General features: G+C 65.2%; 29 protein-coding genes. 28 read left to right on the top strand and 1 reads right to left on the bottom strand.

Features of this window, described 5'->3' with window-relative positions; all coding sequences use genetic code 11:
- Positions 1–270 (bottom strand): hypothetical protein, encoded by a 270-nt coding sequence (locus tag AC1DFU_RS20720; RefSeq protein ID WP_477159703.1) that lies wholly within the window; start codon positions 268–270, stop codon positions 1–3.
- Here AC1DFU_RS20720 and AC1DFU_RS20715 point away from each other — a divergent pair.
- From AC1DFU_RS20715 to AC1DFU_RS20580, 28 genes are all read left to right on the top strand, one after another.
- Positions 269–457 carry a hypothetical protein gene (locus tag AC1DFU_RS20715; RefSeq protein WP_211943846.1) on the top strand — a complete coding sequence of 63 codons (189 nt, stop codon included), beginning with the start codon at positions 269–271 and terminating at the stop codon, positions 455–457. The genes AC1DFU_RS20720 and AC1DFU_RS20715 overlap by 2 nt on opposite strands.
- A complete protein-coding gene (dnaB, locus tag AC1DFU_RS20710; protein WP_477159702.1) occupies positions 454–1,845 on the top strand; it encodes a replicative DNA helicase in 1,392 nt (463 codons plus the stop codon). Before AC1DFU_RS20715 ends, dnaB begins: the two co-directional genes overlap by 4 nt.
- An 8-nt stretch (positions 1,846–1,853) precedes the next feature.
- On the top strand, positions 1,854–2,411 hold the full coding sequence (locus tag AC1DFU_RS20705; protein ID WP_477159701.1) for a hypothetical protein: 558 nt from the start codon (positions 1,854–1,856) through the stop codon (positions 2,409–2,411).
- Positions 2,412–2,522: 111 nt separating this feature from the next.
- Positions 2,523–2,942, top strand: a complete 420-nt coding sequence (locus AC1DFU_RS20700) for a recombination protein NinB (RefSeq protein ID WP_477159700.1) — start codon at positions 2,523–2,525, stop codon at positions 2,940–2,942.
- Complete coding sequence (locus tag AC1DFU_RS20695; RefSeq protein ID WP_211943849.1) at positions 2,939–3,223, top strand: helix-turn-helix domain-containing protein; 285 nt, start codon at positions 2,939–2,941, stop codon at positions 3,221–3,223. The genes AC1DFU_RS20700 and AC1DFU_RS20695 overlap by 4 nt, the downstream gene beginning before the upstream one ends.
- A gap of 190 nt (positions 3,224–3,413) precedes the next feature.
- Positions 3,414–4,043: a hypothetical protein gene (locus AC1DFU_RS20690; RefSeq protein WP_477159699.1), complete on the top strand. Its 630-nt coding sequence runs from the start codon at positions 3,414–3,416 to the stop codon at positions 4,041–4,043.
- 144 nt (positions 4,044–4,187) lie between these two features.
- Entirely contained in the window at positions 4,188–4,562 is a 375-nt protein-coding gene (locus AC1DFU_RS20685; protein WP_477159698.1) for a hypothetical protein, read from the top strand.
- On the top strand, positions 4,559–4,957 hold the full coding sequence (locus AC1DFU_RS20680; RefSeq protein ID WP_477159697.1) for an HNH endonuclease signature motif containing protein: 399 nt from the start codon (positions 4,559–4,561) through the stop codon (positions 4,955–4,957). Before AC1DFU_RS20685 ends, AC1DFU_RS20680 begins: the two co-directional genes overlap by 4 nt.
- Positions 4,954–5,208: a hypothetical protein gene (locus AC1DFU_RS20675; protein ID WP_477159696.1), complete on the top strand. Its 255-nt coding sequence runs from the start codon at positions 4,954–4,956 to the stop codon at positions 5,206–5,208. Before AC1DFU_RS20680 ends, AC1DFU_RS20675 begins: the two co-directional genes overlap by 4 nt.
- A 376-nt stretch (positions 5,209–5,584) precedes the next feature.
- Positions 5,585–5,923 carry a hypothetical protein gene (locus AC1DFU_RS20670; protein ID WP_477159695.1) on the top strand — a complete coding sequence of 113 codons (339 nt, stop codon included), beginning with the start codon at positions 5,585–5,587 and terminating at the stop codon, positions 5,921–5,923.
- Complete coding sequence (locus AC1DFU_RS20665) at positions 5,920–7,614, top strand: terminase large subunit (RefSeq protein ID WP_477159694.1); 1,695 nt, start codon at positions 5,920–5,922, stop codon at positions 7,612–7,614. The genes AC1DFU_RS20670 and AC1DFU_RS20665 overlap by 4 nt, the downstream gene beginning before the upstream one ends.
- Positions 7,611–8,918: a phage portal protein gene (locus tag AC1DFU_RS20660; RefSeq protein ID WP_477159693.1), complete on the top strand. Its 1,308-nt coding sequence runs from the start codon at positions 7,611–7,613 to the stop codon at positions 8,916–8,918. Before AC1DFU_RS20665 ends, AC1DFU_RS20660 begins: the two co-directional genes overlap by 4 nt.
- On the top strand, positions 8,908–9,582 hold the full coding sequence (locus AC1DFU_RS20655; protein WP_477159692.1) for an HK97 family phage prohead protease: 675 nt from the start codon (positions 8,908–8,910) through the stop codon (positions 9,580–9,582). The genes AC1DFU_RS20660 and AC1DFU_RS20655 overlap by 11 nt, the downstream gene beginning before the upstream one ends.
- A gap of 11 nt (positions 9,583–9,593) precedes the next feature.
- Positions 9,594–10,826 carry a phage major capsid protein gene (locus tag AC1DFU_RS20650; protein WP_477159691.1) on the top strand — a complete coding sequence of 411 codons (1,233 nt, stop codon included), beginning with the start codon at positions 9,594–9,596 and terminating at the stop codon, positions 10,824–10,826.
- 52 nt (positions 10,827–10,878) lie between these two features.
- Complete coding sequence (locus tag AC1DFU_RS20645; RefSeq protein WP_477159690.1) at positions 10,879–11,289, top strand: hypothetical protein; 411 nt, start codon at positions 10,879–10,881, stop codon at positions 11,287–11,289.
- Position 11,290: 1 nt separating this feature from the next.
- Positions 11,291–11,635, top strand: coding sequence for a head-tail connector protein (locus tag AC1DFU_RS20640; RefSeq protein WP_477159689.1), 345 nt, complete (start codon positions 11,291–11,293; stop codon positions 11,633–11,635).
- Entirely contained in the window at positions 11,632–11,967 is a 336-nt protein-coding gene (locus tag AC1DFU_RS20635; RefSeq protein WP_477159688.1) for a phage head closure protein, read from the top strand. The genes AC1DFU_RS20640 and AC1DFU_RS20635 overlap by 4 nt, the downstream gene beginning before the upstream one ends.
- Before the next feature lie 7 nt (positions 11,968–11,974).
- On the top strand, positions 11,975–12,454 hold the full coding sequence (locus AC1DFU_RS20630) for an HNH endonuclease signature motif containing protein (RefSeq protein WP_313818726.1): 480 nt from the start codon (positions 11,975–11,977) through the stop codon (positions 12,452–12,454).
- Positions 12,447–12,797: a DUF3168 domain-containing protein gene (locus tag AC1DFU_RS20625; RefSeq protein WP_250024614.1), complete on the top strand. Its 351-nt coding sequence runs from the start codon at positions 12,447–12,449 to the stop codon at positions 12,795–12,797. The genes AC1DFU_RS20630 and AC1DFU_RS20625 overlap by 8 nt, the downstream gene beginning before the upstream one ends.
- A 65-nt stretch (positions 12,798–12,862) precedes the next feature.
- The gene (locus AC1DFU_RS20620; protein WP_477159687.1) at positions 12,863–13,504 is read left to right on the top strand and encodes a phage tail tube protein; all 642 of its coding nucleotides are present in this window, start codon (positions 12,863–12,865) and stop codon (positions 13,502–13,504) included.
- Position 13,505: 1 nt separating this feature from the next.
- Positions 13,506–13,910: a hypothetical protein gene (locus AC1DFU_RS20615; RefSeq protein ID WP_313818724.1), complete on the top strand. Its 405-nt coding sequence runs from the start codon at positions 13,506–13,508 to the stop codon at positions 13,908–13,910.
- 17 nt (positions 13,911–13,927) lie between these two features.
- Positions 13,928–14,200, top strand: a complete 273-nt coding sequence (locus tag AC1DFU_RS20610; protein WP_477159716.1) for a phage tail assembly protein T — start codon at positions 13,928–13,930, stop codon at positions 14,198–14,200.
- Positions 14,200–14,640, top strand: coding sequence for an HK97-gp10 family putative phage morphogenesis protein (locus AC1DFU_RS20605; RefSeq protein ID WP_250024610.1), 441 nt, complete (start codon positions 14,200–14,202; stop codon positions 14,638–14,640). Before AC1DFU_RS20610 ends, AC1DFU_RS20605 begins: the two co-directional genes overlap by 1 nt.
- Positions 14,630–17,434, top strand: coding sequence for a phage tail tape measure protein (locus AC1DFU_RS20600; RefSeq protein WP_477159686.1), 2,805 nt, complete (start codon positions 14,630–14,632; stop codon positions 17,432–17,434). Before AC1DFU_RS20605 ends, AC1DFU_RS20600 begins: the two co-directional genes overlap by 11 nt.
- Before the next feature lie 2 nt (positions 17,435–17,436).
- The gene (locus AC1DFU_RS20595; RefSeq protein WP_284459680.1) at positions 17,437–18,027 is read left to right on the top strand and encodes a hypothetical protein; all 591 of its coding nucleotides are present in this window, start codon (positions 17,437–17,439) and stop codon (positions 18,025–18,027) included.
- Positions 18,027–18,578 (top strand): hypothetical protein, encoded by a 552-nt coding sequence (locus AC1DFU_RS20590; RefSeq protein WP_284459679.1) that lies wholly within the window; start codon positions 18,027–18,029, stop codon positions 18,576–18,578. Before AC1DFU_RS20595 ends, AC1DFU_RS20590 begins: the two co-directional genes overlap by 1 nt.
- Positions 18,578–18,979 (top strand): DUF6950 family protein, encoded by a 402-nt coding sequence (locus tag AC1DFU_RS20585; protein WP_477159685.1) that lies wholly within the window; start codon positions 18,578–18,580, stop codon positions 18,977–18,979. The genes AC1DFU_RS20590 and AC1DFU_RS20585 overlap by 1 nt, the downstream gene beginning before the upstream one ends.
- An 11-nt stretch (positions 18,980–18,990) precedes the next feature.
- Positions 18,991–22,128 (top strand): phage tail protein, encoded by a 3,138-nt coding sequence (locus AC1DFU_RS20580; RefSeq protein ID WP_477159684.1) that lies wholly within the window; start codon positions 18,991–18,993, stop codon positions 22,126–22,128.
- Positions 22,129–22,131 lie beyond the last annotated feature (3 nt).

The following is a 22,131-nucleotide window of genomic DNA, read 5'->3' as shown; positions in this document are numbered from 1 at the left end:
TCAATTCTCTTCCGGTCGTCGCGTCAGCAGATCCTGGATGTCCGCTCGGCCGTTTCGCATCGTTTGGATGTGACGGCCCCAGTCTCGCGCCGCTTCCTCAGTCTCAAAAAGGCCAACCACGGTGTAGTGCGGCGGCGCCAGGCCGTCGCTCAGTGCTGCCAGGTTGCGCTGCAGCATGTCGAACGACGGCTCCACGCTCACCGCGAAGCGGGAAGGGGATTGGTAGTCGCTTATTGCCACCACCCACGAATCATCCAGGAGATTGCTCATGCTTGAGGGGCGCGTAATTTGGTTGAGTGACGCGGATTTTATCCCGGCGCGCATCGACGACGAGACACTGCCGGTCCAGTTCCGGCTAAAGCCCGAAGCCTTCGACGCCTCGCTGTCCGCCCATGTCGTTCTCTGGCGCGGCGAGGTCGTGAAGAACGTGGTCGGCCCGGCCAGCCAACGCCGATGAACGCGCCAGACGACTTCCCGCAGGCCCGGGCGCTGTTCAGCGTCGAGGCGGAGCAGGCGGTGCTGGGCGGCCTGCTGCTCGACAACGACGCCGTCGACCGCATCAACGGCCTGGACGTGGCCCATTTCTACCGCGACGACCACCGTTTGATCTACGGGGCCATCGTCCGCCTCGTCTCAGCGAACAAGCCGGCGGACGTGCTCACCGTGTTCGAGCAGTTGCAGGTTGAGGGGCGGGCGGAGCGCATCGGCGGCCTGCCGTACCTGAGCGCCGTGGCCCAGAACACGCCGAGCGCCGCGAACATCGGGCGCTACGCCGAGATCGTGCGCGACCGCGCGCTGCTGCGCGAGACGGCGGTGGCCGCGCGCAAGGTGCTTGAACTGGTCGAGACGCCCAGCGCGATGAAGGGCACCGAGATMGTGGACAAGGCCCAGGGGCTGCTGGCGCACCTGGCGCAGGTCGGTGTCAGCCGTGGCCCGAAGATGCTCTACGACCTGATGAACGAGTTCGTCGAGCGCGTTGACGAGCGCTACCACGGGAGCGTGACGGCCGGCATCTCCACCGGGCTCGAATCGCTCGACGCGGCGCTGAACGGCGGCTTCCATCCTGGCAACCTGGTGATCGTTGCTGGCCGCCCGTCCATGGGCAAAACGGCGCTGACGACCGACATGGGCCTGAACATGGCCGACGCTGGTCTGAGCGTGCTGCTCGATTCGATGGAGATGTCCGATCAGGAGCTGGTGGCCCGGGCGGCGGCGAATCGCGGTGGCATCGGTCTGTCGGCTCTGCTGAGCGGCCGGCTGGGTGACTCCGACTGGCCGCGCCTGACGCATGCCATCCAGACCATGAACGACATGCGGTTTGCCATCGATGACACGCCGGCCATGTCGCTGCTGGAGGTCCGCACGAAGGCCAAGGCCCACAAGCGCAAGCATGGGCTGGACGTGCTGATCGTCGACTACCTGGGGCTCATGACCGGTGGCGAGGAAAAGATGCGCACGCAGCAGATCGGCGCCTACTCGCGCGGCCTGAAGGCGCTGGCCAAGGAACTGAACGTGCCGGTGGTGGCGCTGGCGCAGCTGAGCCGAAAGAACGAGGACCGGCCGGACAAGAAGCCGATCCTGTCCGATCTGCGCGACTCGGGCGACATCGAGCAGGATGCAGACGTCGTGCTGTTCGTGCACCGGCCGGAGATGTACGACCCGGGCAACGAAGCGCTGAGGGGCTACGCCGAGGTGCTGATCCGCAAGAACCGTAACGGTGCGCTCAGCGACGTGCCGCTGCTCTATCGCGGCGCCCTGACCAAGTTCGAGGAATGGACCGGCCCGCTGCCGATGCTCAGCCACGGCCCGGCCGTCCGGAAGCGCGGCATCGCCGCCGACCTGTGAGGAAACCCATGACCGACTTCTTCGCCACCGTGACGGTCCAGGACCGACCGGCCACTTCCGATTTTCCGACCTCAAATGAGGCGCCGAAAGTGGACAGCCCGCTCTGCAACGCCAACATCTTGGCCATCGACATCGGCACCACCACCGGCTGGGCGCTGGGCATGCGCGACGGGGCGCTGCACAGCGGCAGCGAGTCCTTTGCCCCGAAGCGCAACGACGGGCCCGGGCAGCGGTGGCTGAAGTTCGCGGCTTTCCTCGGCGAGCGCGCGCGACAGGCCGGCGAGATCCAGGCCATCTATTACGAGCTGGTGCTGCGCCACACCGCCGTCCAGGCGGCACACGTCTACGGCGGCTTCGAGGCGCACCTGCAGGCGTGGGCGGACCGCAACCGCGTGCGGCTTGTCGGCGTGCCGGTGCCGGTGATCAAGAAGTCGGCCACGGGCAAGGGCAACGCCAACAAGGACGCCATGGTCGCGGCCATGCGCGGGCGCGGCCACCGCGTCGTCGACGACAACCACGCAGACGCCCTGGCGCTGCTCGAGTACGCACGGAAGCAGGAGACATGATGGACAAGAACTGGAACGGCTACTGCACCTACTGTGGCGGCTTCGGCCACCGCGCATCGAGCTGCCGGCGCTGGAAGGGCGTTCGGCTGGCGAGGCCGGGGATCTGACGCCATGGCGCTGTACCGCGAGTTCGTCCTGAAGTCGCCGGGCATCTGGCCCACGGTGCTGGCCTTCATCAAGGCCAACGCCACCGCCTGCGCGGAAAAGGGCACGCCCATCCGGCTGATCGTCACCGCCGACGAGCGCCGACGCACCAACGAGTCGAACCGGTACTACTGGGGCGTGGTGCTGCGCGACGTCGCCGAGCAGGCGTGGGTGGACGGGCGCCAGTACGACAAGGACACCTGGCACGAGTACTTCGCGGACCTGTACGGGGTGAAGACGGAGAAGCAGTTGCCCGACGGCCGGCTCCTGCTGGTGCGCAAGTCCACGTCCGACTACTCGGTCGGCGAGTTCAGCGATTACCTGACCCTGGTGCAGGCTCACGCGGCGAATGACTTCGGTGTGTCGTTCGATGGAGTGCTCGCATGACGCTGCCACGAATCACGCAGTTCGGCCCGCGGCTCAAACGGGCGCGACTGGAAAAGGGGTGGAGCGTTCGGGGGCTGGCTGAGCTGACCGGTGTCGATTTCCGGACCATCTACCTGTACGAGGACGAGGCCAGATCGCCCAACATCGAGGCCGCGGTGCGGTTGGCCCAGACGCTGGACTGCTCGCTGGACTGGCTGTGCGGGTTGGACGAACCGGCCGCCGTACAACCGCTACGTTGTAAAGCGGAAATACAACCTATCGGGTGTGAGGTCGACGCATGACGTTGCCGGCCTACATGTACCGGGACCCCGCCGAGGTCTACGAACAGAACGAGGCGCGCAGCTGCAAAGGCTGCCAGTGGGAGAGGTCGGCCCGGCTGATGGGCACCACGCACACGGTCTGCACGAAGCTGCTGCCGGGCGGGAAGAGAAGGGATCACGGCAAGAGATGCAAATTTTTCGGGGAAAAGAAATGACGGATAAACCACTGTTCGCAGACGTCTCGCACGCGCTGCACGTCTCCTACCTGGTGCTGTCCTTGCCGCCGCGCCAGAAGGCACCGTTCCGCAACATGCTGATCCAACTGCTGGAGGCGCTTGATCAGCCGACCCTGGCACAGGAACGCTGGCTCACGGAACTGCGGGGCGAGGTATCGGAAAGAGGCTATGGCGGAAGCCTTTCCATGGACGAATACCGCGCACAGTGCGCCATGATCACGGATGCAGTGAAGACTCGGCTGCCCAGTCCAGAATACGCAGCGGTGCTGGCGCGCTTCGGCCACGGTCCCGAGAAGCTGGCTGGGTGCAAGCGCCTGGCGGCTTACGCGCGCCGCTCCAGTGGTCTCACGGCGCTTGCCCTGTTGCTGGACCTGACCGCGCGGCACTACTTGCCCAAGCAGCAGCGGCAGGACCTGACCTTCCGCGCGCTGGCCGACAAGCACGGCGGCTCGCCTGCAACGCTGTTCCGTGCCGCGCGCTGGATGGATCAGAACTTCCGGAAGCTGGAGGCGCTGGCGATCGAGCGGCTGGAGCCGTCGTTTATCGCCCATGGCATCGTCCCCGACCGTGCAACGTGCGAATCGGCGCAATCTGTTGCTGCGTAAGGATTGGCGGGATTTCAGACCTTGCTTTATTGAAACAGATGCGCTAAATTCGCCTCATGCTACGGCAAGCCCCGCCCGGAATCATTTCCCGGCGGGGCTTTTGCATTCCTGCACCGGACGTGTTCCATGCCTTCCCATAAGCTTATGTCCCAGCACGATCCGTTCGTGAAGGATCTGATGGAGGCCCTCGGCTTGCCGCACGCCACCGTCTCCTTCGACGTGCGGTGCGCCGTGGGGGAAGCCGTGACGGTCCGGTGCACCTATCACCCGCGCGCCGACGACGGGGCGGGGTTCGATCCACGGCCTTTGCTGCAGACCTACCAGCTGGTGCCGATCAGCGCCGTGACGCGCGGCGATCCGGCCGAAGCATTCGTGGATGACCCCGATGGGGTACCCGAGGTCCCGCAGCCGCGCCCTTCATATAGGAGTGGCGTGAGTGCAGGCGCCTTGGGCTGGGGCTTGTTCGGGCTCGCCTGCGCTGGCGCTGCGCTGGCCTACGCCTTCGGGCTCTGGCGGTGAGCAAGCAGCGCGGCCGCCTGCCCATGCTGGGCGGCAGGGTAGCGCCCGCAGGTAGCCGCACCCCAACCATGCAGCCCGGCTCGTGGCGCACCAGCGCGCTGACCAGCACGCAGCGCGGATACGGCTACCGCTGGCAGCAGGCGCGTGCGGCCCACCTGCGGGAGCACCCGTTCTGCGAGTACTGCCTGAAGGAGCAGCGGATCGTGGCCACCACCGTGGCAGCCGTCATCATCGAGTGCGCGGCGCGCGGGCTGGCCTTGCCGTATGGGAACGTGGTGGACCACCGCATCCCCCATAGGGGTGATGAGACGCTGTTCTGGGATCGGGGCAACTGGCAGACCCTCTGCGGAAGCCACCACAGCCGCGACAAGCAGCGGCAGGAGAACGCACCATGATGCCGCCCATCCAGACCGCCCACACCACCATGATCCTTGGCGCGCCGAGGGGCTGGGATCCGCAGACGCAGGGCGACTGTGTTGGGCTGCCCGTCCACCGGGATGAGGCGAACGGGCGCTGGCTGTCGTACTGGCAGCCCACCGAGCAGGACATCGCCAACATCCTGGCCGGCGTGCCGATCCGCCTGTCCGTCTATGGTCCGGGCCATCCGCCCGTGGCCATCGCCGTGACGGCGGGCACCGAGCCCTAGCACGTTGGCACGCTTCGTGTCCGGCTCCACTCGACACCTTAACGGCATAAAAACAAGGCCTCGTTTCACGACGAGGGTTGTAGCGCACCGCATTGGTGCGTGTCGTTGCTTGGGTCGGCCGAAATGGCGGTCCGCTTCGTCGAGCCGCTACGAAACGTTGCGAATACGCAACATTTGAGGCCAAAGGGAGGGGTGGGTAGGAAGTCTGGCGGGTTCGCCGGCTCTAGACCGCCCGTTCCCCCACGCAGAGGTTTTTTTCCTCCACCGGAATTTCAGCCCGGCTGGGTTATTGCGCAGAATCCGAAAAATGGCGAGACCGACATATAAACCGACTGTGGCAGCGCGTCGGAAGGTCGCTATTGCGGCCGGCGCGGGCATGTCGCACGAGGAAATTGCCATCGGGCTCGGCATTTCGCGCAACACGCTGGAGAAGCATTTCGAGGCCGAGCTGTCGCAGGGCGCCTATGCCAAACGGCTCGAAGTTCTGGTCGCAATGCACTCGGCTGCGAAGAAGGGCAACGTGGCAGCCCAGAAGGCGTACACCGCCATGCCGATGCCTGCGGTCTCCGCACCGCCGCTTTCGGCAGGCGAGAAGGACGCGCCGGCCAAGACACCGGCCAAGGGCAAGAAAGAACAGGCACAGGCTGACGCGCTGAACGCGCAGGCCGGTACCGACTGGCAGGACCTGCTGCCCGGCTCGGCCTCGATGCAATGACTTGGGATCTGTCCTGCCTCGACTGGGAAGACCGCCTTCGCACGGGCCGCTCGCTGGTGCCGAACCTGCCGCTGGACGTGGTCGAGGGCGAGCGCGCCGTGGCCGTGCTGAACAAGCTGCGGCTTGCGGACGTGCCCGGCACGCCGACGCTGGCCGATGCCACGGGCGACTGGTTCCGCGATCCGACCCGGGCACTGTTCGGCTCGCTCGACCCCGTCACCCAGGCGCGGCGCATCCGGGAACTGTTCCTGCTGGTGCCGAAGAAGAACAGCAAGACGACGAACGGCGCGCTGCTGATGCTGACGGCGCTGCTGCTGAACCGGCGGCCGCACGCCTCGATGATCATGACGGCGCCCGTGCAGGACGTCGCCACCCTGGCGTTCGACGCGGCACACGGCGCGATCGAACTGGACCCCGTGCTGCAGAAGAAGCTGCACGTGCGCGAGCACCTGAAGAAGATCGTGCACCGGGAGACGAAGGCCGAACTGGAGATCATGTCGTTCGACCCGTCGGCCCTGACAGGGCAGAAGCCGGTGGCGGTCCTGATCGACGAACTGCACGTCGTGGCCAAGATGAGCAAGGCCGCCAGCGCCATCCGGCAGCTGCGCGGCGGGATGCTGCCGTTCCCCGAAGCATTCATGGCGTTCATCACCACGCAGAGCGAAGAGGCGCCGGTGGGCGTCTTCAAGGCCGAGCTGATGAAGGCCCGGGCGATCCGGGACGGCCGCCAGCGCGGCGCCATGCTGCCGGTGCTGTACGAGTTCCCGCCGGCGATGCAGAAAGACCCATCGCAATGGCAGAACCCGGCGAACTGGCCCATGGTCACGCCGAACAACGGCAAATCCATCACGGTCGAGCGGCTGCAGGAAGAGTTCGAGACCGCCCGCAACACTGGCGAGGAAGAGTTGCGCGCGTGGGCATCGCAGCATTTGAACGTCGAGATCGGGCTGGCGCTGCGGTCTGACAGCTGGGCCGGTGCCGAGCAGTGGGAGAAGCAGACGGCGCCCAAGCGCTGCACGCTGCCGGAACTGCTGCGTCGCTGCGAGGTGATCGACGTGGGCGTGGACGGCGGCGGCCTGGACGACCTGTTGGGCCTGTCTGCCGTGGGCCGATGCAGGAAAACCGGACACTGGCTCGCATGGTGCAAGGCCTGGGCGCATCCGATCGTGCTGGAGCGCCGCAAGTCCGAAGCCGCGAAGCTGCTCGACCTCGCTGAAACTGGTGATCTGGTCATCGTCGACGAGATCGGCGAGGACGTCGATCAATTGGCACAGGACGTCCTGCAGATCTACGAAGCTGGGCTGCTGGACAAGATTGGCGTGGACCCGAGCGGCATCGGCGCTGTGCTGGATGCGCTTTCCGCCGCTGGCATCCCAGAAAAGAACGCCAAGGGCGAGGACATGATCGTCGGCATCCCGCAGGGCTACAAACTGAACGGCACGATCAAGACTACCGAGCGAAAGCTGGCCGAAGGCACGCTGTGGCACGGCGGCACTGAGCTGATGAACTGGTGCGTCGGGAATGCGAAGGTCGAGCCCAAGGGCAATGCAATCCTGATCACGAAGCAGGCCAGCGGCACGGCCAAGATCGACCCTTTGATGGCGCTGTTCAACGCGGTGGCGCTGCTATCCCTCAATCCCCAGCCGGCCGATGACCTGGCCGACTTTCTGGCGAACCCGATCATCGTATGAACCAGACCAAGCAGACACTGCCCGCGCGGGTGAAATCCGCTCTCGCGGGGGGGCTGGCAGGCTGGCTCGGCGTGCCAATCGGCCTCGATTCGAGTGCATTCTGGGCGGCTTGGTTCGGTGGCCGCAACTTCACCGGGGAATCGGTCACGGTCAATTCGACGTTGCAGCTCAGCACGGCATGGGCATGCGTCCGACTGCTGGCAGACACCCTGTCGACGCTGCCGGTCAATGTGTACCGCGAGGACGGCGACACGAAGACGCTGGCCAAGGACCACGAGCTATACCGGCTCCTGCACGACCAGCCCAACGACAACATGACCGCCGCCGTGTTCTGGCAGATCTATGTTGCCTGCCTGCTCCTTTGGGGAGCCGCCTACGTAGAGAAGCGGCGCAATGTGTTGGGCAAACTATCTGCGCTGGACATCCTATTGCCGTCCTGCATGATGCCGCCGCGCATTCGGGATGACGGCAGCATCGAGTGGACCTACAACGATCCGATCCTCAAGAAGTCACGCGTCATTCCGGAAGCCGACCTGTGGTACCTGCCGGCTTTCACACTTGACGGGCTCAACCCGATTTCGCCAGTGCAGATGGGAGCGAACGTCTTCGGCGGAGCCATTGCTGCCGACCGGGCCAGCGCCTCCACGTTCAAGGACGGCATGAAGTCGGCCGGCCTGGTCACGATGGACGCCGTGCTGAAGCCCGGCCAGCGCGATGAGATCCGCGCGCACGTAAAGACCGTCAGCGACCAGGGCGGCTACATGGTGCTGGAGAAGGGCGCTGGGTTCGAGCAGCTGAGAATGAACCCGCAGGACGCCGAACTGCTGGCGACACGCGGCTTCAACGTCGAGGAAATCTGTCGCTGGTACCGCGTGCCGCCGTGGATGGTGGGCCATACGGAGAAATCCACATCTTGGGGCACCGGCATCGAACAGCAGATGATCGGCTTCGTGACGTTCAGCCTTCGGACGTGGGCGGTGCGCATTGAGCAGTCGGCCAAGAAGGACTTGATGACGCCGGTGGAGCGGGGCAAGTACTCGGTGGAGATCGCCATGGAGGGTCTCCTGCGCGGCGACAGTGCCTCGCGCGCGGCGTTCTATTCGCAGATGACTCAGAACGGCGTCATGACACGCGACGACTGCCGGAAGAAGGAAAACCTGCCGCCGATGGGAGGCAACGCTGCCGTCCTGACCGTGCAATCCAACATGCTGCCCATCGACAAGCTGGGCGAGAACAACCCGGCCGGCGCGGCGAAGGATGCGCTGACCACCTGGCTCAACTCGGAGAGCGGCGATGCAACGTAAAGCTGGCGCGTTCAAGACACGCGCGTTCGAATGGGACACCAAGGCCGTCAAAGATGACGGCGTTTTTTCTGGCTACGGCTCGGTGTTCGGTGTGGTCGACAGCTACCGCGAGGTGGTCGCGCCCGGGGCGTTCAAGAACAGCCTGGCCGAACTGGAGGCGAAGGGCAGGTCGCTGCCAATCCTCTGGCAGCACCGCACCGGGGAGCCGATCGGCGACTGGACGTCGCTGGCCGAAGACAACACCGGCCTGAAGGGTGACGGCGCTCTGTGGCTGGAGGATGCCCCCTACGCGAAGATCGCGTATCGCGGCATGAAGGCCAAGGCCATCACCGGCCTGTCGATCGGCTACTACGTGCGCGACGACAGCTTCGACGAGAAGACCCGCGTGCGCACGCTCAAGGAAGTGGAGCTGGTCGAGGTCTCGATCGTCACCGTGCCGGCCAACGATGCTGCCCGCATCGATGCCGTGAAGTCGGCCATCGCGCACGGCGCGCTTCCATCCCTTTCCGACTTCGAAGGGCTCCTGCGCGAGGCAGGCTTCTCGAAGTCACAGGCCGCGGTAATCGCCAACCGCGGGCTGAAACACCTGCTCCAGAGCGAGTCTGGCAGCGCGGCGAACGATGTGAATCGGCTGCTGGACAGCCTCAAATCCCTTTCATTCTGAGGAAGATCGCAATGAACACCACTTTCCAACGTCAAGGCGGCCTGCAACGCAAGGAAGCCGGCGGCAACCCCGAGCAGGTGATGGAGCAGGTCACCGCCGAACTGAAGCGCATCGGCGACGAGGTGAAGTCGGCCGGCGAGCAGGCCATGAAGGAGGCCAAGAAGGCCGGCGACATGACGGTCGAGACCAAAACCAAGGTCGACGAGCTGCTGGTGAAGCAGGGCGAACTGCAGGCGCGCCTGGACGACGCCGAGAAGAAGCTGCTGCGCCGTGGCTCGGGCGAGCCGGACGGCGTGAAGTCCGTCGGTCAGGACTTCGTCGACTCTGAGGCCTATAAGGCATATGTCGCCGAAGGCAATTACAAGAAGGGCTTCAGCCACCAGGTGAAGGCGGTGGTGACGATCACCTCCGATCCGGCCGTGGCAGGCGATACCATCGCGCCGGACCGGCTGGCGGGCATCCAGACGCCGCCCCAGCGTCGCCTGACGGTGCGCGACCTGCTGACGCCGGGCCGCACGAACTCGAACCTGATCCAGTACGTCAAGGAAACCGGCTTCCAGAACATGGCCGCGACCGTGGCGGAAGGCACCAAGAAGCCGCAGTCGGATCTGACCTTTGATCTGCTGGCACAGGCGGTGGTGAAGATCGCTCATTTCGTGAAGGCTTCGACTGAAATCCTGGCCGATGCCCCGATGATGCAGAGCTACATCGATGGCCGGCTGCGCTATGGCCTGGCATTCAAGGAAGAAGCGCAGCTGCTGATGGGTTCGGGCGTGGGCAACAACCTGAACGGCATTTACACGCAGGCGACCGCCTATGTTGCGCCGATCACGATTGCGAGCCCGACCCGCATCGACGTGCTGCGTCTGGCTCTGCTCCAGGCCGAACTGGCCGAGTACCCGTCCACCGGCATCGTGCTGCACCCGTCCGACTGGGCAGCCATCGAGCTGACCAAGGACACCACCGGCAACTACATCTTCGCGAATCCGCAAGGTGTGGCACAACCCGCGCTCTGGGGCCGCCCGGTGGTGGCCACCCAGGCCATGACGGTCGACACGTTCCTGACCGGTGCCTTCAAGCTCGGCGCGCAGATCTTCGACCGCCAGCAAGCTGCGGTGATGGTGGCGACCGAGAACGAGGACGACTTCGTGAAGAACATCGTCACGATCCTCGTTGAAGAGCGTCTCGGCCTCGCCGTGTACCGCCCGGAAGCCTTCGTGAAGGGCGACATCACGCCGGCGTAATCGCGCCGCCCGCAATGCCTCCGGCTTCGGCCGGGGGCTCAGGAGACCCGACATGATCAAAGTGAAAGCACTGAGCCGGTTCGTGCACCACCACATCGACGCCAGGCCCGGCGAAGAAGTCGAGGTGAGCGAGGCGCTCGCCAAGGATCTGGCCAAGGTAGGCCTGGTCGAAGACCCGGAAAAGAAACGGGCTACCGCCGCGCGCGAAGCCCGCGAGGAACAGGCACGGCAGGAAGCCGAGGAACAGGCAGCCCGGGCCAAGGCTGCCGCCGAAGAGCAGGCCCGAAGGGACGAGGAAGCCCGGCTTGCGGCGGAAGAGGCGTCACGCCGTGAGGGGGAAGAGCGCGCCGCAGCAGAGGCACGGGCAGCAGAAGAAGCCGCTGCCGCTGCAGCAGAAAAGGAAAAAGCCGCGCCGCCGCCGGCCAACAAGAAGGCGCCGGACCCCAAGAACAAGGGTGCCTGACATGCCGATCCTCGCTCTCGACATGGTGAAGTCGCACCTGCGGGTTACGTGGCCGAACGAGGATCAGCTGATCGGCCTGTACCTGGCCGCCGCCGAAGGCTCCGCCGCTTCGTTCCTGAACCGCAAGGTCTATCCAGACCAAGACGCGCTCGAGGCGGCGGTGCTGGCCGAAACGGCCGGGGATGACCCGATGGTCGTCAATCCGGAGATTCAGGCGGCCGTGCTGCTGACCGTGGGCCATCTGTATATGAACCGCGAGGACACGGTTGTCGGCGCCACGGTGGCGGAGTTGCCGCGCGGCGCGCTCGACCTGCTCCAGCCATATCGCGTGGGGCTGGGCGTATGAGGGCCGGTCAGCGCAGTGAGCTGGTGCAGATCCAGCGTCCGGCCGAAGGGCAGGACGAGTTCGGGCAGCCTGTCGCCGGCTGGGTGACGGTCACAGAGGCGTGGGCGAACATCGTGCACCGGACCGGGCTGGAGGTGATCCGGGCGGATGCGCCGGCCTCGCTTGTGCAGGCCAGCATCCGGATCCCGGCACTGGCCGCCGCTGGCGTGACGAACGCCATGCGCGTGCTGTGCGCGGACGGCACTGCCTACAACATCAAGGGCGTGCTGCCGGACCGGGTGAAGCGCGAGTTCGTCGATCTGGTGTGCGAGACAGGAGCCAACGAAGGTTGAGGCTGATATGCAACGCAACGAGTACCGATTGACCCACGCTGAACTCCTCGCGCGGCTGCGTTACGACCCGCGAACGGGCAGCTTCTACAAGAAGAATGGCCGAATCGCTGGCACGCCGCACGGCGATCACCGCCGTGTCTACGTTCACGGCGAGTTCATATACGAGCATGTCCTCGCTTGGTTCTACACACATGGCAGTTGGCCGGATGGGGTGGTGGACCATATTGATGGTTGCGGATCAAACAACCGACTGGCGAATCTGCGTGTAGTGACCTTCAGCACAAACAATCTGAACCGGCACGCTCCGAACCGGAATAACAGCGTGGGGATTCTGGGTGTTCACCGGCACAGCACGGGATTCCGCGCGCAGCTGAGAGTGGAAGGTAAGGTCTACAGGTCAGAGGTTGTGCCGACACCGGATTGCGCGGCCGCGAAGTACGCGCTGTTACGCAGGACCTACTGTCCTGAAGCGAGGCCGAATGGCTAACTCCGCCGAGAAGGTCGTCGTGGAAGCTCTGAAGACCGTGACCGGGCTCAGTATCTTCCCCGACGTGGCGCCCACTGGTACAGCGGGGCCGTATGTCACCTATCAGGCCGTTGGCGGCCAGGATGTGAATGGACTGGACGGCCCAGCCGACTTGGAGAACCAGCGGATGCAGATCAACGTCTGGTCCGCCACGCGGGCTGCGACGGCCACCACCATGCGTGCCGCTCGCACGGCGCTCGTCGCTGCCGGCGGCATCCCGATCGGCGCCCCGGTGAGCCAGTACGAAAGCGACACGAAGCTGTACGGCAGCCGGCTCGATTTCTCGGTCTGGTTTAGGCCCTGAGCAATTCCGAAACCGTTTCTCCCTCGCCCGCCCTGCGCGGGCTTTTTCATCTTGAAGAGGTCAACATGCCATCTACCGCAATCTCCGCGCAGGGCTCGAAACTGGAAGTCTCCGGCACGACCGGCGCGGCCAAGTCCATCACCGGCGTTGCCGTCGGCTTCCCCACGATCATCACCTCGGCGGCGCACGCGCTGACGAACGGCGACGTCGTGACGCTGGCCGGCCTGGCCGGCGCCGACGCGGCGACCCTGAACGGCCAGACCGTGGTGGTCAAGAACGTGACGGCCAATACCTTCGCCGTCGAGGTCAACACGGTGGGAAAGACCATCACCGCGGCCGGCACGGCGACGCCCGTCACCTGGACGAAGATCGAGAACCTGATCTCGTTCAACGGCTTCGACGGCCAGGCCAGCGAGCTGGATGTCACCGATCTCGACTCGACGGCGAAGGAATTCATGCTCGGCCTGCAGGACTGGGGCTCGTTCACCTTCGACGTGAATAAGGACTTCAACGACGCGGGCCAGCAGGCGGTGGACGCCGCGAAGCGCGCCGGCACGAAGCGGTCCTACAAGCTCACGCTGCCCAACGGCAAGACGAAGACCTTCGACGCCTACTGCAAGAACAGCCCGCTGGAAGGCGGCGTGGATCAGGTGCTGAAGACCTCCGGCGTGACGCTGCGCATCACCGGCGATGTGGTGGACGCCTAACATGACGATCCTTTCGAAAGCAGCAATCCTGGCCGCGGCGGACCTCAAGACGGAAGACGTCGAGGTCCCCGAGTGGGGCGGCAGCGTGCGTGTCGCCGTGATGTCGGGCCTCGCGCGCGACAACTGGATCAGCCGCCAGGGCGACGGCAAGGTGCCCTACAGCGTCTTCACCGCGCGCGTGCTGGTGTCCACGGTGGTCGACGAGGACGGCCAGCCGGTCTTCGATGAAGCCGACATCGAGACGCTGCGCGGGAAGAACCAGGCCGCGATGGATCGCGTGCTCGCTGTGGCCCTGCGGCTGAACGGCCTGGCGGCCACCGCCGTGGAGGAAGCCGAAAAAAACTCCGACGCCGCCCCGAGCGGCGATTCTGGTTCCGGCTCGCCCTCGCCCTCGGAAAGTCAGTAGGCCAGGCGCAGGCGGAGATCCCCAGCGCGGAGTTCGTCGAGTGGATGGCGTTCTACCAGCTGGAGCCGTGGGGCAGCCACTACGACGATCTCCGGGCAGGCACGATCGCCTCGATGGTGGCGAACGTCCACCGGAACCCGAAGGCGGCGCCGGACCCGTTCCGCGCGTTGGACTTCATCCCGTGGAATGATTGCCACAGCGCCGCCAACGATGCCGATCCGATCCTGCTGGACGATCCTGACGCGCAGGCGGACCTGATCGAGCGGGTGATGTTTCCGAAGAGGTCGTGATGGCGCGGAAGAACTTCGAGGTGGAGAACGCCCAGGCGCTGCGGGACACGCTGCTGGCACTCGATACGGTCGCGAGCGAGTCGGTGCTGCGGCAGGCCGCTGTGGCCGGCGCGCGCGAGATCTTCACCGAGGTGAAGCTGCGCGCGCCTGTCGACAAGGGCATCTACGAAGGGAAGCATGGTCCGCACCCGCCTGGCTTCCTGCGGAGCCACATCATCATCGCCTATGACGACGAGGTGTCGGTGCCCGGCCGGATCGCCTCGTATCTGGTGACCTGGTCGAAGGAGGCGTTCTATGGGCGCTTCCTGGAGTTCGGCACGTCGAAGATGGCGGCCCAGCCATTCCTGCGCCCCGCATTCGAGGCAAAGAAGGGCGCAGCGGCGGCAGCAGTGGACGAAGTGATCCAGACCAAAGTGAAGGAATTGACCCGTGGCCAATGACACTATCGTCCGCGTCACCGCCGACGCCAGCGGCTACAGTGCCGGCATGGACGCGGCGAAGCGCAGTCTGGACAGCTTCCTCAGCTCGCAGGAGGCTGCAGCGCGCCGCACCAAGGCCGCCCAGGACGCCATCGCCGAGGCAGCGAAGAACGGATCGGACGCCAGCGCGCGGGCGATCAACGCCTTCGTCAGCCAGACGGCACGCATGGCCGACACCGTCGGCAAGACGAAGATCCAGCTCCTGGAGCAGAAGGCCGCCCAATTAGGCGTCACCGATGCGGTCTCCGACTACATCTCCAAGCTGAAGGCGGCCGAGCAGGCGGCCAGCGGCGGCCGGCGCGTGCAGGAAGCGCTTGACGGCGTCGGGGCATCGGCCCGCCAGACCGCCGCGGCGATGCGCATGGTGCCGGCCCAGATGACCGACATCGTGACGCAGCTCGCCGGTGGCCAGAGCCCGCTGCTGATCCTGACGCAGCAGGGCGGGCAGCTGAAGGACATGTTCGGCGGCATCGGCCCGGCCGCGCGCGCCGTGGGAACCTATGTCACCGGCCTGATCAACCCGTTCACGCTGAGCGCCGCGGCGGCCGGCGCCCTGGCCTACGCCATGTCGCAGGGCGCGAGCGAGTCGAAGGCGTTCAACCAGGCGCTGATCATGACCGGCAACTATGCCGGCCTGTCGGCGGACCAGTTGGCGACCATGTCGGCCACGGTGAGCCGCACAATCGGCACGCAGGGCCAGGCGGCGGAGGTGCTGGCCAAGATCGCGGCCACGGGCAAGATCGCCGGCGACCAGATCGTCGCCATCGGCATTGCCGCCGAGGCGATGGAGAAGGCCACCGGCACGGCCGTCGACAAGACCATCGAGCAGTTCGTGCAGCTCGGCGACGAGCCGGTGAAGGCGTCGCTGAAGCTGAACGAGCAGTATCACTACCTCACGGCGGCGGTCTACGACCAGATCGTGGCGCTGGAAGAGCAGGGCAAGAAGGATCAGGCCGCCGCGCTGGCCCAGCAGGCGTACGCCGAGCAGATGAAGGCGCGCGCCGACAAGGTGATCGGTAACCTTGGTTATATGGAGCGCGCCTGGAACGCTGTCACCGGTGCGGCGAAGGGCGCGTGGGACGCCATGCTGGGGCTGGGCCGGGCGGCCACGCTGGACGAGATCCGCAACAAGATCACTGGCGTGCAGAGCCAGATCGCGGATCTGGAGAAGGGCGGCGGCTTCGCCAGCAACGAAGGCGGCGCGGCATTCGGCTCCGGCGCGCGGGCGCGCGTTGCGCAGATTCAGCGGCTCCGGGAGGAACTGTCGAAGCTGCAGTCGCAGGCCAAGCCGCTTGAGGACGCTGGCGCGCAGGCATCCGCACAGGCCGCCAACCAGCGCCAGCAGGACGCGATGATCTCGGCGAAGGCGCGTCTGGATGCGCAGACCAAAGCCACGCGTTCGCGCGCCGACCAGCGCAAAGACGAGATCGACCAGCTCAAGCGCGACGCCGAGACGGTCGGCATGGCAGCCGACGAGTACAACAAGCGCGTCGCGGCGATCGAGGAAAAGTACAAGGATCCGAAGACCCGGACGGCCAAGCCCAAGGCCTACCAGGACGATGCGGCGACGAAGTTCCTGCAGCAACTGCGCGACCAGGACGCCGCAACGCGCGCGGCGCTGGAGTCGAGCGAGAAGCTCACTGCAGCTGAGCGCCAGCAGGCCGAGTTCCTGCAGAAGATAGGCGACCTGAAGGGCAAGACCATCCTGACGGCCGAGCAGAAGAGCCTGCTGGCCAACCAGGACCAGATCAAGGCACAGCTGGCCCAGAACGTCGAGAATGAGCGCGCGCTGAAGCTCAAGACCGACATCACGAAGCTGGAAGAGCGGTCGGCCGCCGTCAACGCCCAGATCGGCAACTATCAGAAGTCGCAAGCTGAGCAGTACCAGCGGCAACTGGACGCGCTGGGCCGGGGTAGCGAGGCGCAGAAGCAGGCCGAGGCGGTGCGCTCGATCTACCGCGAGTACGAAAACCTGCAACTGCAGCTGGAGAAGGCCACGCCCGAGGCGGCACGCAACTCCGCCGCGTACACGAAGGCGCAGGATGACATCCGCGCTGGGCTGGATCGGTCGCTGCAGGACTATGACGACTACTACGCCTCGCTGCGCGAAAAGCAGGAGAGCTGGGTCAACGGCGCGACGGAGGCCATGGCCAACTATGCCGAGTCGTCGCGAAATGCCATGGCGCAGGCCAGCAGCACGGCCACCAACGCTTTCAAACGGATGGAAGACGGCATTGTCACGTTCGCGACGACGGGTAAGTTCAATTTCAAGGACTTTGCGCAGTCGGTGATCGCTGACCTGCTGCGCATTCAGACTCGGGCGGCCCTGTCCGGCATCTTCAGCCAGCTGGGCAGCCTGATCGGCAGTGCCGTCGGTGGTGCGGCAGGCGGAACGGATACCGGGACGGCAGGGGTTTCCAGCACATCCCCCGTTGACATGAGTTCCGTCTCTGGCGTCGAATTGCGAGCCGCTGGAGGCCCGGTGGCCGCTGGCCAGCCCTATATCGTTGGTGAGGTGGGTCCGGAGCTGTTTGTGCCGCCGGCGTCTGGGTCGATCGTGCCGAATAACGCATTGGGTGGCGTCGGCGCTGCCGGTGGCGGAGATGTGACGATCGTCCAGCACATCAACGTCGATAGCCGCGCGGATCAGGCCTCCATCTTGCAGGCAATGGTGCAAGCGAAAAACGCAGCTGTGGCCGAAGTACGAGCGAACCTCATGCGCGGCGGCGATCTCAAGCACCTGACGGGGAGGTAGAAATGGCGACGTTGGAGTGGCCGGAGAGCCTGGTGCCGGCGAAGGCGACGTGGGGCCTGAAGTCGAATACGGAGGGATTCAACTCGCCGTTGAACGGCTCTGTCCAGACAGTTGAGCGCCCCGGCGCTCGTTGGAAGATAACGCTGGAATTTCCGCCCAAGAACGAGCGGGAGCGCGGGCAACTGGAAGCATTCCTGGCATCGATTGGTGGCTTGGCTGGAAGATTCACGATCTGGCCGCATGGGCGCCCAGGAAACTCGATGTTCGCGCCCCTCGTGAACGGCTCCATGACGAACTTCAAGATGCTCCCCACGAAGTCGTGGCCGGCGAGCACGCTGGTCCTGCGCGCCGGTGACTACCTGGCCGTCGGGGGTGAGCTGAAGATTGTCACCGCCGACGTCACCAGTAGCGCGGGAGGGTTGGCCACAGTGCCGGTGGCGCCGCCGTTCCGCAATGCCCCGACGAACAATGCCGCGATCACCTTGGACAAGCCGCGCACGACCATGATGTTGACGGCCGACGAGTACGGGGTGCCGGTGCTACCTGGCCGCATCTCCGACTCGGTCGTGATCAGTGCTTCGGAGGTCTTCTGATGAACCGCAGTATGGATGCTGGGACGGCAGAGGCCGTTGTCGCCAGCCACGTTCCCTACATCTTCTTCGTGCGGATGGACTTCTCGCAGCCGCTGTGCGTTTGCAGCGCGGCGTATGACGTGTTCTGGAACGGGATCAGCTGGGTTGGCCTGGGCACACTGGGGAGCATCGAGCCGATTCAGGAGCAGGCGGGCCTTGAGGCCATCGGCGTTCGCTTGACGCTTTCTGGTGTGCCCAGCGAACTGATCGCTATCACCCTTGGGGAGCAGTACCAGGGCAATCCCTGCCGGATCTGGTTCGCGCCACTGCGGGACGATATGCGGCTGCTGGTCGATCCGGTCCGGCTCTTCGATGGCCGCATGGACACCATGGACACGGAGGTGGGCGAGACGGCGACGATCACCGTGGCCGCGGAGTCGCGAATGGCATCGTGGGATAGGCCCAAGGTGCGCCGCTACAACAACGAAGACCAGCTGAGCCGCTACGCCGGTGATCGCGGCTTCGAGTACGTGGCCCAGATGGTCGAGAAGCAATTGCTGTGGGGACGCTGATGCAGCGCTTGATTGACTGGCCGACACGGCTAACAGATTTCGTAGAAGCCCGCCGCGCGCGGGCTTTTTCTTGGGGTGAATCCGATTGCTGCTTGTTCGTTTGCGACGGGATCGAAGCTTTCACCGGCGCGGACCCCGGCGCGCGCTGGCGGGGCCTGTATTCGAGTGAGAAGGGCGCTCGGCGGATCCTGCGGGACAACGGGGGCGTGCTGGGCGTCGCGACCTTGGCATTCGGGCCCGCCGTGCCGGCTCCGCTCGCTGGACGCGGCGACGTGGTGCTGGTCGATACGCCCTATGGCGATGCGCTGGCGCTATGCGTCGGAACTGCTATAGCCGCGCAAGGCGCACTCGGGATTGAGTTCCTGCCCCTGCACGTGGCTCGGGCAACTTGGAAGATATAGGAGACGGCCAGATGCCGGTGATTATTCCGTTCATCCCGGCGCTTGTGGCAGCTGCCGCGACTGCCGCTGGCGCGTCTGCCATCGTCGCGACTGCGCTGATGATCGCTGCGTCGCTGATAGTCGGAATGGTATCGAAGCCGAAGTCTCTCAACGGCTTTTCATCGGAGGCGCAAGGCCGGACGCAGGTTGTCCGCTCAAACGTACAGCCTCGCAACATGATCTATGGCCGCGCGATGACGTCCGGGCCACTTGTTTTCGCAGGCAGCACGGATGGGAACGGCAAGAAGAACCAGTACATGCACCTCGTCATCGCCTTGGCGGATCACGAGTGCGACGCATTGGAAGAGGTCTATCTCGGCGAATCACCTGTGGGCGCTCTGGATCCCAACGGCTATGTGCTGACCGCGCCATTCAAGAAGATCCAGATGGTCAATCGGCGGTTCAGCCAGGCTGTGCCGATGGGAGAGACCACGGCGGTGCTGTCTCCAGGCGAGGCAATCCACAAGATCATCTCGATCGAAACCTTTGGTGGCGAGAACTACGCGGGCTCGGTGAACTTCTCGTTCACGCCCGACTCGATGTCGGTCACCGTCACCGACATTGAGCCCGGTGTCAACAAGGTGATCATGGAGTACGAAGCGGAGGTCGGCTCCCCGCTGGTGCGCGTGAGAACACACCTCGGCTCGCCATATCAGGAGGCCGACCCGGTGATGGTGTCTGAGATTCCTGGCTGGACGTGGACACACCAGCTGCGTGGCGTCTGCTACCTATATGTGCGGCTGGAATACGACATCGACGTGTTTCCCAACGGCCTGCCGAATATCAAGGCCCTGGTGCGCGGCAAGAAGGTGCTGGATCCCCGCGTCGGTACCGTCGCGTGGAGCGACAACTGGGCGCTGTGTGTCAACGACTACCTGCGGGACGAGCGCGGCTTCGGCTGCACCGATACCGACGTCGACGTTCAGTCCGTGATCATTGCGGCGAACATCTCGGACGAGTACGTGGCGGTCGCGCAGGAGCGCTACCAGCGCAGCTACAGCTGCAACGGCATCGTCATGCTGGATAAGTCGCCGCGCGACAACCTCGCGGAGATGGTCACGGCCGGCGGCGCCACTGTGACGATCACCGGTGGTGTTTTCCGGGTCTTCGCCGGTGCCTACGACCTCGCGACCGTGACGCTTACGGAGAGCGACCTGCGCGGCCCGGTGAAGGTCCAAGCGCGCACGCCTCGCCGGGATCTCTTCAACCGCGTCAAGGGAACCTTCATCAATCCGTCGAACAGCTGGCAGCCGAGTGACTTCCCGGCCGTCGAGAACCCGCTGTATGCCCAGCAGGACGGCGAGGTGATCGACCGCGACATTGAGCTGCCATTCACGACCGACTCCTTTCAGGCCCAGCGCCTAGCGAAGATCATCCTGGAGCGGTCGAGGCAGGGCATCGTCGTCGACTTTCCCGCGAAGCTCACGGCGTTCCCGCTGACCGCCTACAGCACCGTCAAGGTCACGCTGCCGAAGTTCGGCTGGTCGGAAAAGGTTTTCCGCGTCATGTCGTGGAAGATGTCCGACGACGGGGGCATCGACCTGATGCTGAACGAGGAAGCCGCGGCGGTCTATGACTGGGCCTACGGCGACGCGACTGTGGTGGACCCGGTACCGGACACGAACCTGCCGGACCCCTTCAAAGTCGAGACGCTGGGGGCGTTCACGCTTGATTCTGGGGAAGACCAGCTTGTCATGGGCGGCGGCGGCCAGGTGGTCACGCGGATCCTCGCTAAGTGGCCGCCGGTGGTGGACGCGGCGGTATCCCAGACGGGACGCATCGAGCTGGAGTACAAGACGCTCGAAGCCGAGACCTGGAGCGCGCTGGCGCCAGTGAGCGCGAGCACCACTAGCACCTACATCTCGCCCGTCGAAGACGGCGGCCGGTATCTGGTGCGCGGGCGAGTGGTTTCAGGCATCGGCGTGCGCAGCCCGACCTGGACGTACTCGGCTCTCCACACTGTGGTCGGCAAGCTCGCGCCACCGGTGAACCTGACGGGGCTGTCCCTGGCCGCCATCAACGGTTTCGCCAACCTGACATGGGACGCAGCCGAGGAATTGGACGTCCGGGTGGGCGGGCAGGCGCGGATTCGCCACACGACCGACACGGAGCAGCCGAGCTGGGGAAGCGCCATCGACATCGGCGGCTATATCTCCGGTGCGGCGAACTCGGCGCAGCTGCCGCTGCTCTCCGGCGTCTACTTGGCCAAATGGATCGACTCGACGGGCCACGAGTCACCGAGTGCGACCATGGTGGTGACCACCGCGCCGTCGCTGAGCAGCCTGAACATCGTCGCGGCGGTGATCGAGCAGCCGGCATTCGCTGGCGCGAAGTCGAACATCGTCTACGACCCTGCGCTCAACGGCATCAAGCTGGTCGGCTCCGGCCTGATCGATGATCAGGGGCTGAGCGACGCCGGGGGCCTGTGGGATAGCCAGGGCGCGATCGATGGGCTGGGGCTGATCGACACGGTCGTGGGGGCGGGCGGTTGGGGGCTGATCGACTCGCTCGACGGCATCGTCCCCAGTGGCACATACCAGTTCGCCAACACGTTCGACCTCGGTGCGGTGGAGAAGTCGCGCCTGACGGCAACGATCGATGCGATCTCGTTCGACACCGGTGATCAGATCGACTTCCGGTATGACCTCGTCGACACGTGGGAGTCTATCGACGGCAACCGCATCAGCGACACCGTCGTTTCGCTCTATGTGCGCACCACGAACGACAACCCGGCAGGCTCGCCAGTTTGGGGGGAGTGGCAGCACTTCGCGATGGGCGACTACGAGGCGCGCGCGTTCCAGTGGAAGGTCGAGCTGGAAAGCGGCTCGACGTCGCACAACGTGGTCGTGACGGGCCTGACGGTCAATATCGACATGCCGGACCGTAGGGAGTCGGCGCGCGATGTCATCTCTGGCGCAGGCGCCAAGGTCATCACCTTCGACAAGGACTTCCGAATCCCGCCCGTGCTGGGCATCACGGCCCAGAACATGGGGCAGGGCGACTACTTCGTCATCACCGGCAAGGCCGAGTTTGGATTCACTATCACCTTCTACAACGCCGCAAGCACTCCCGTGTCGCGCAAGTTCGACTGGGATGCTGTTGCCTACTAACGT

Source organism: Cupriavidus sp. 10L45 (genome assembly GCF_056395225.1).
The sequence above is the reverse complement of the archived record's forward strand: the minus strand, read 5'-3'. Positions and strand labels throughout refer to the sequence as shown.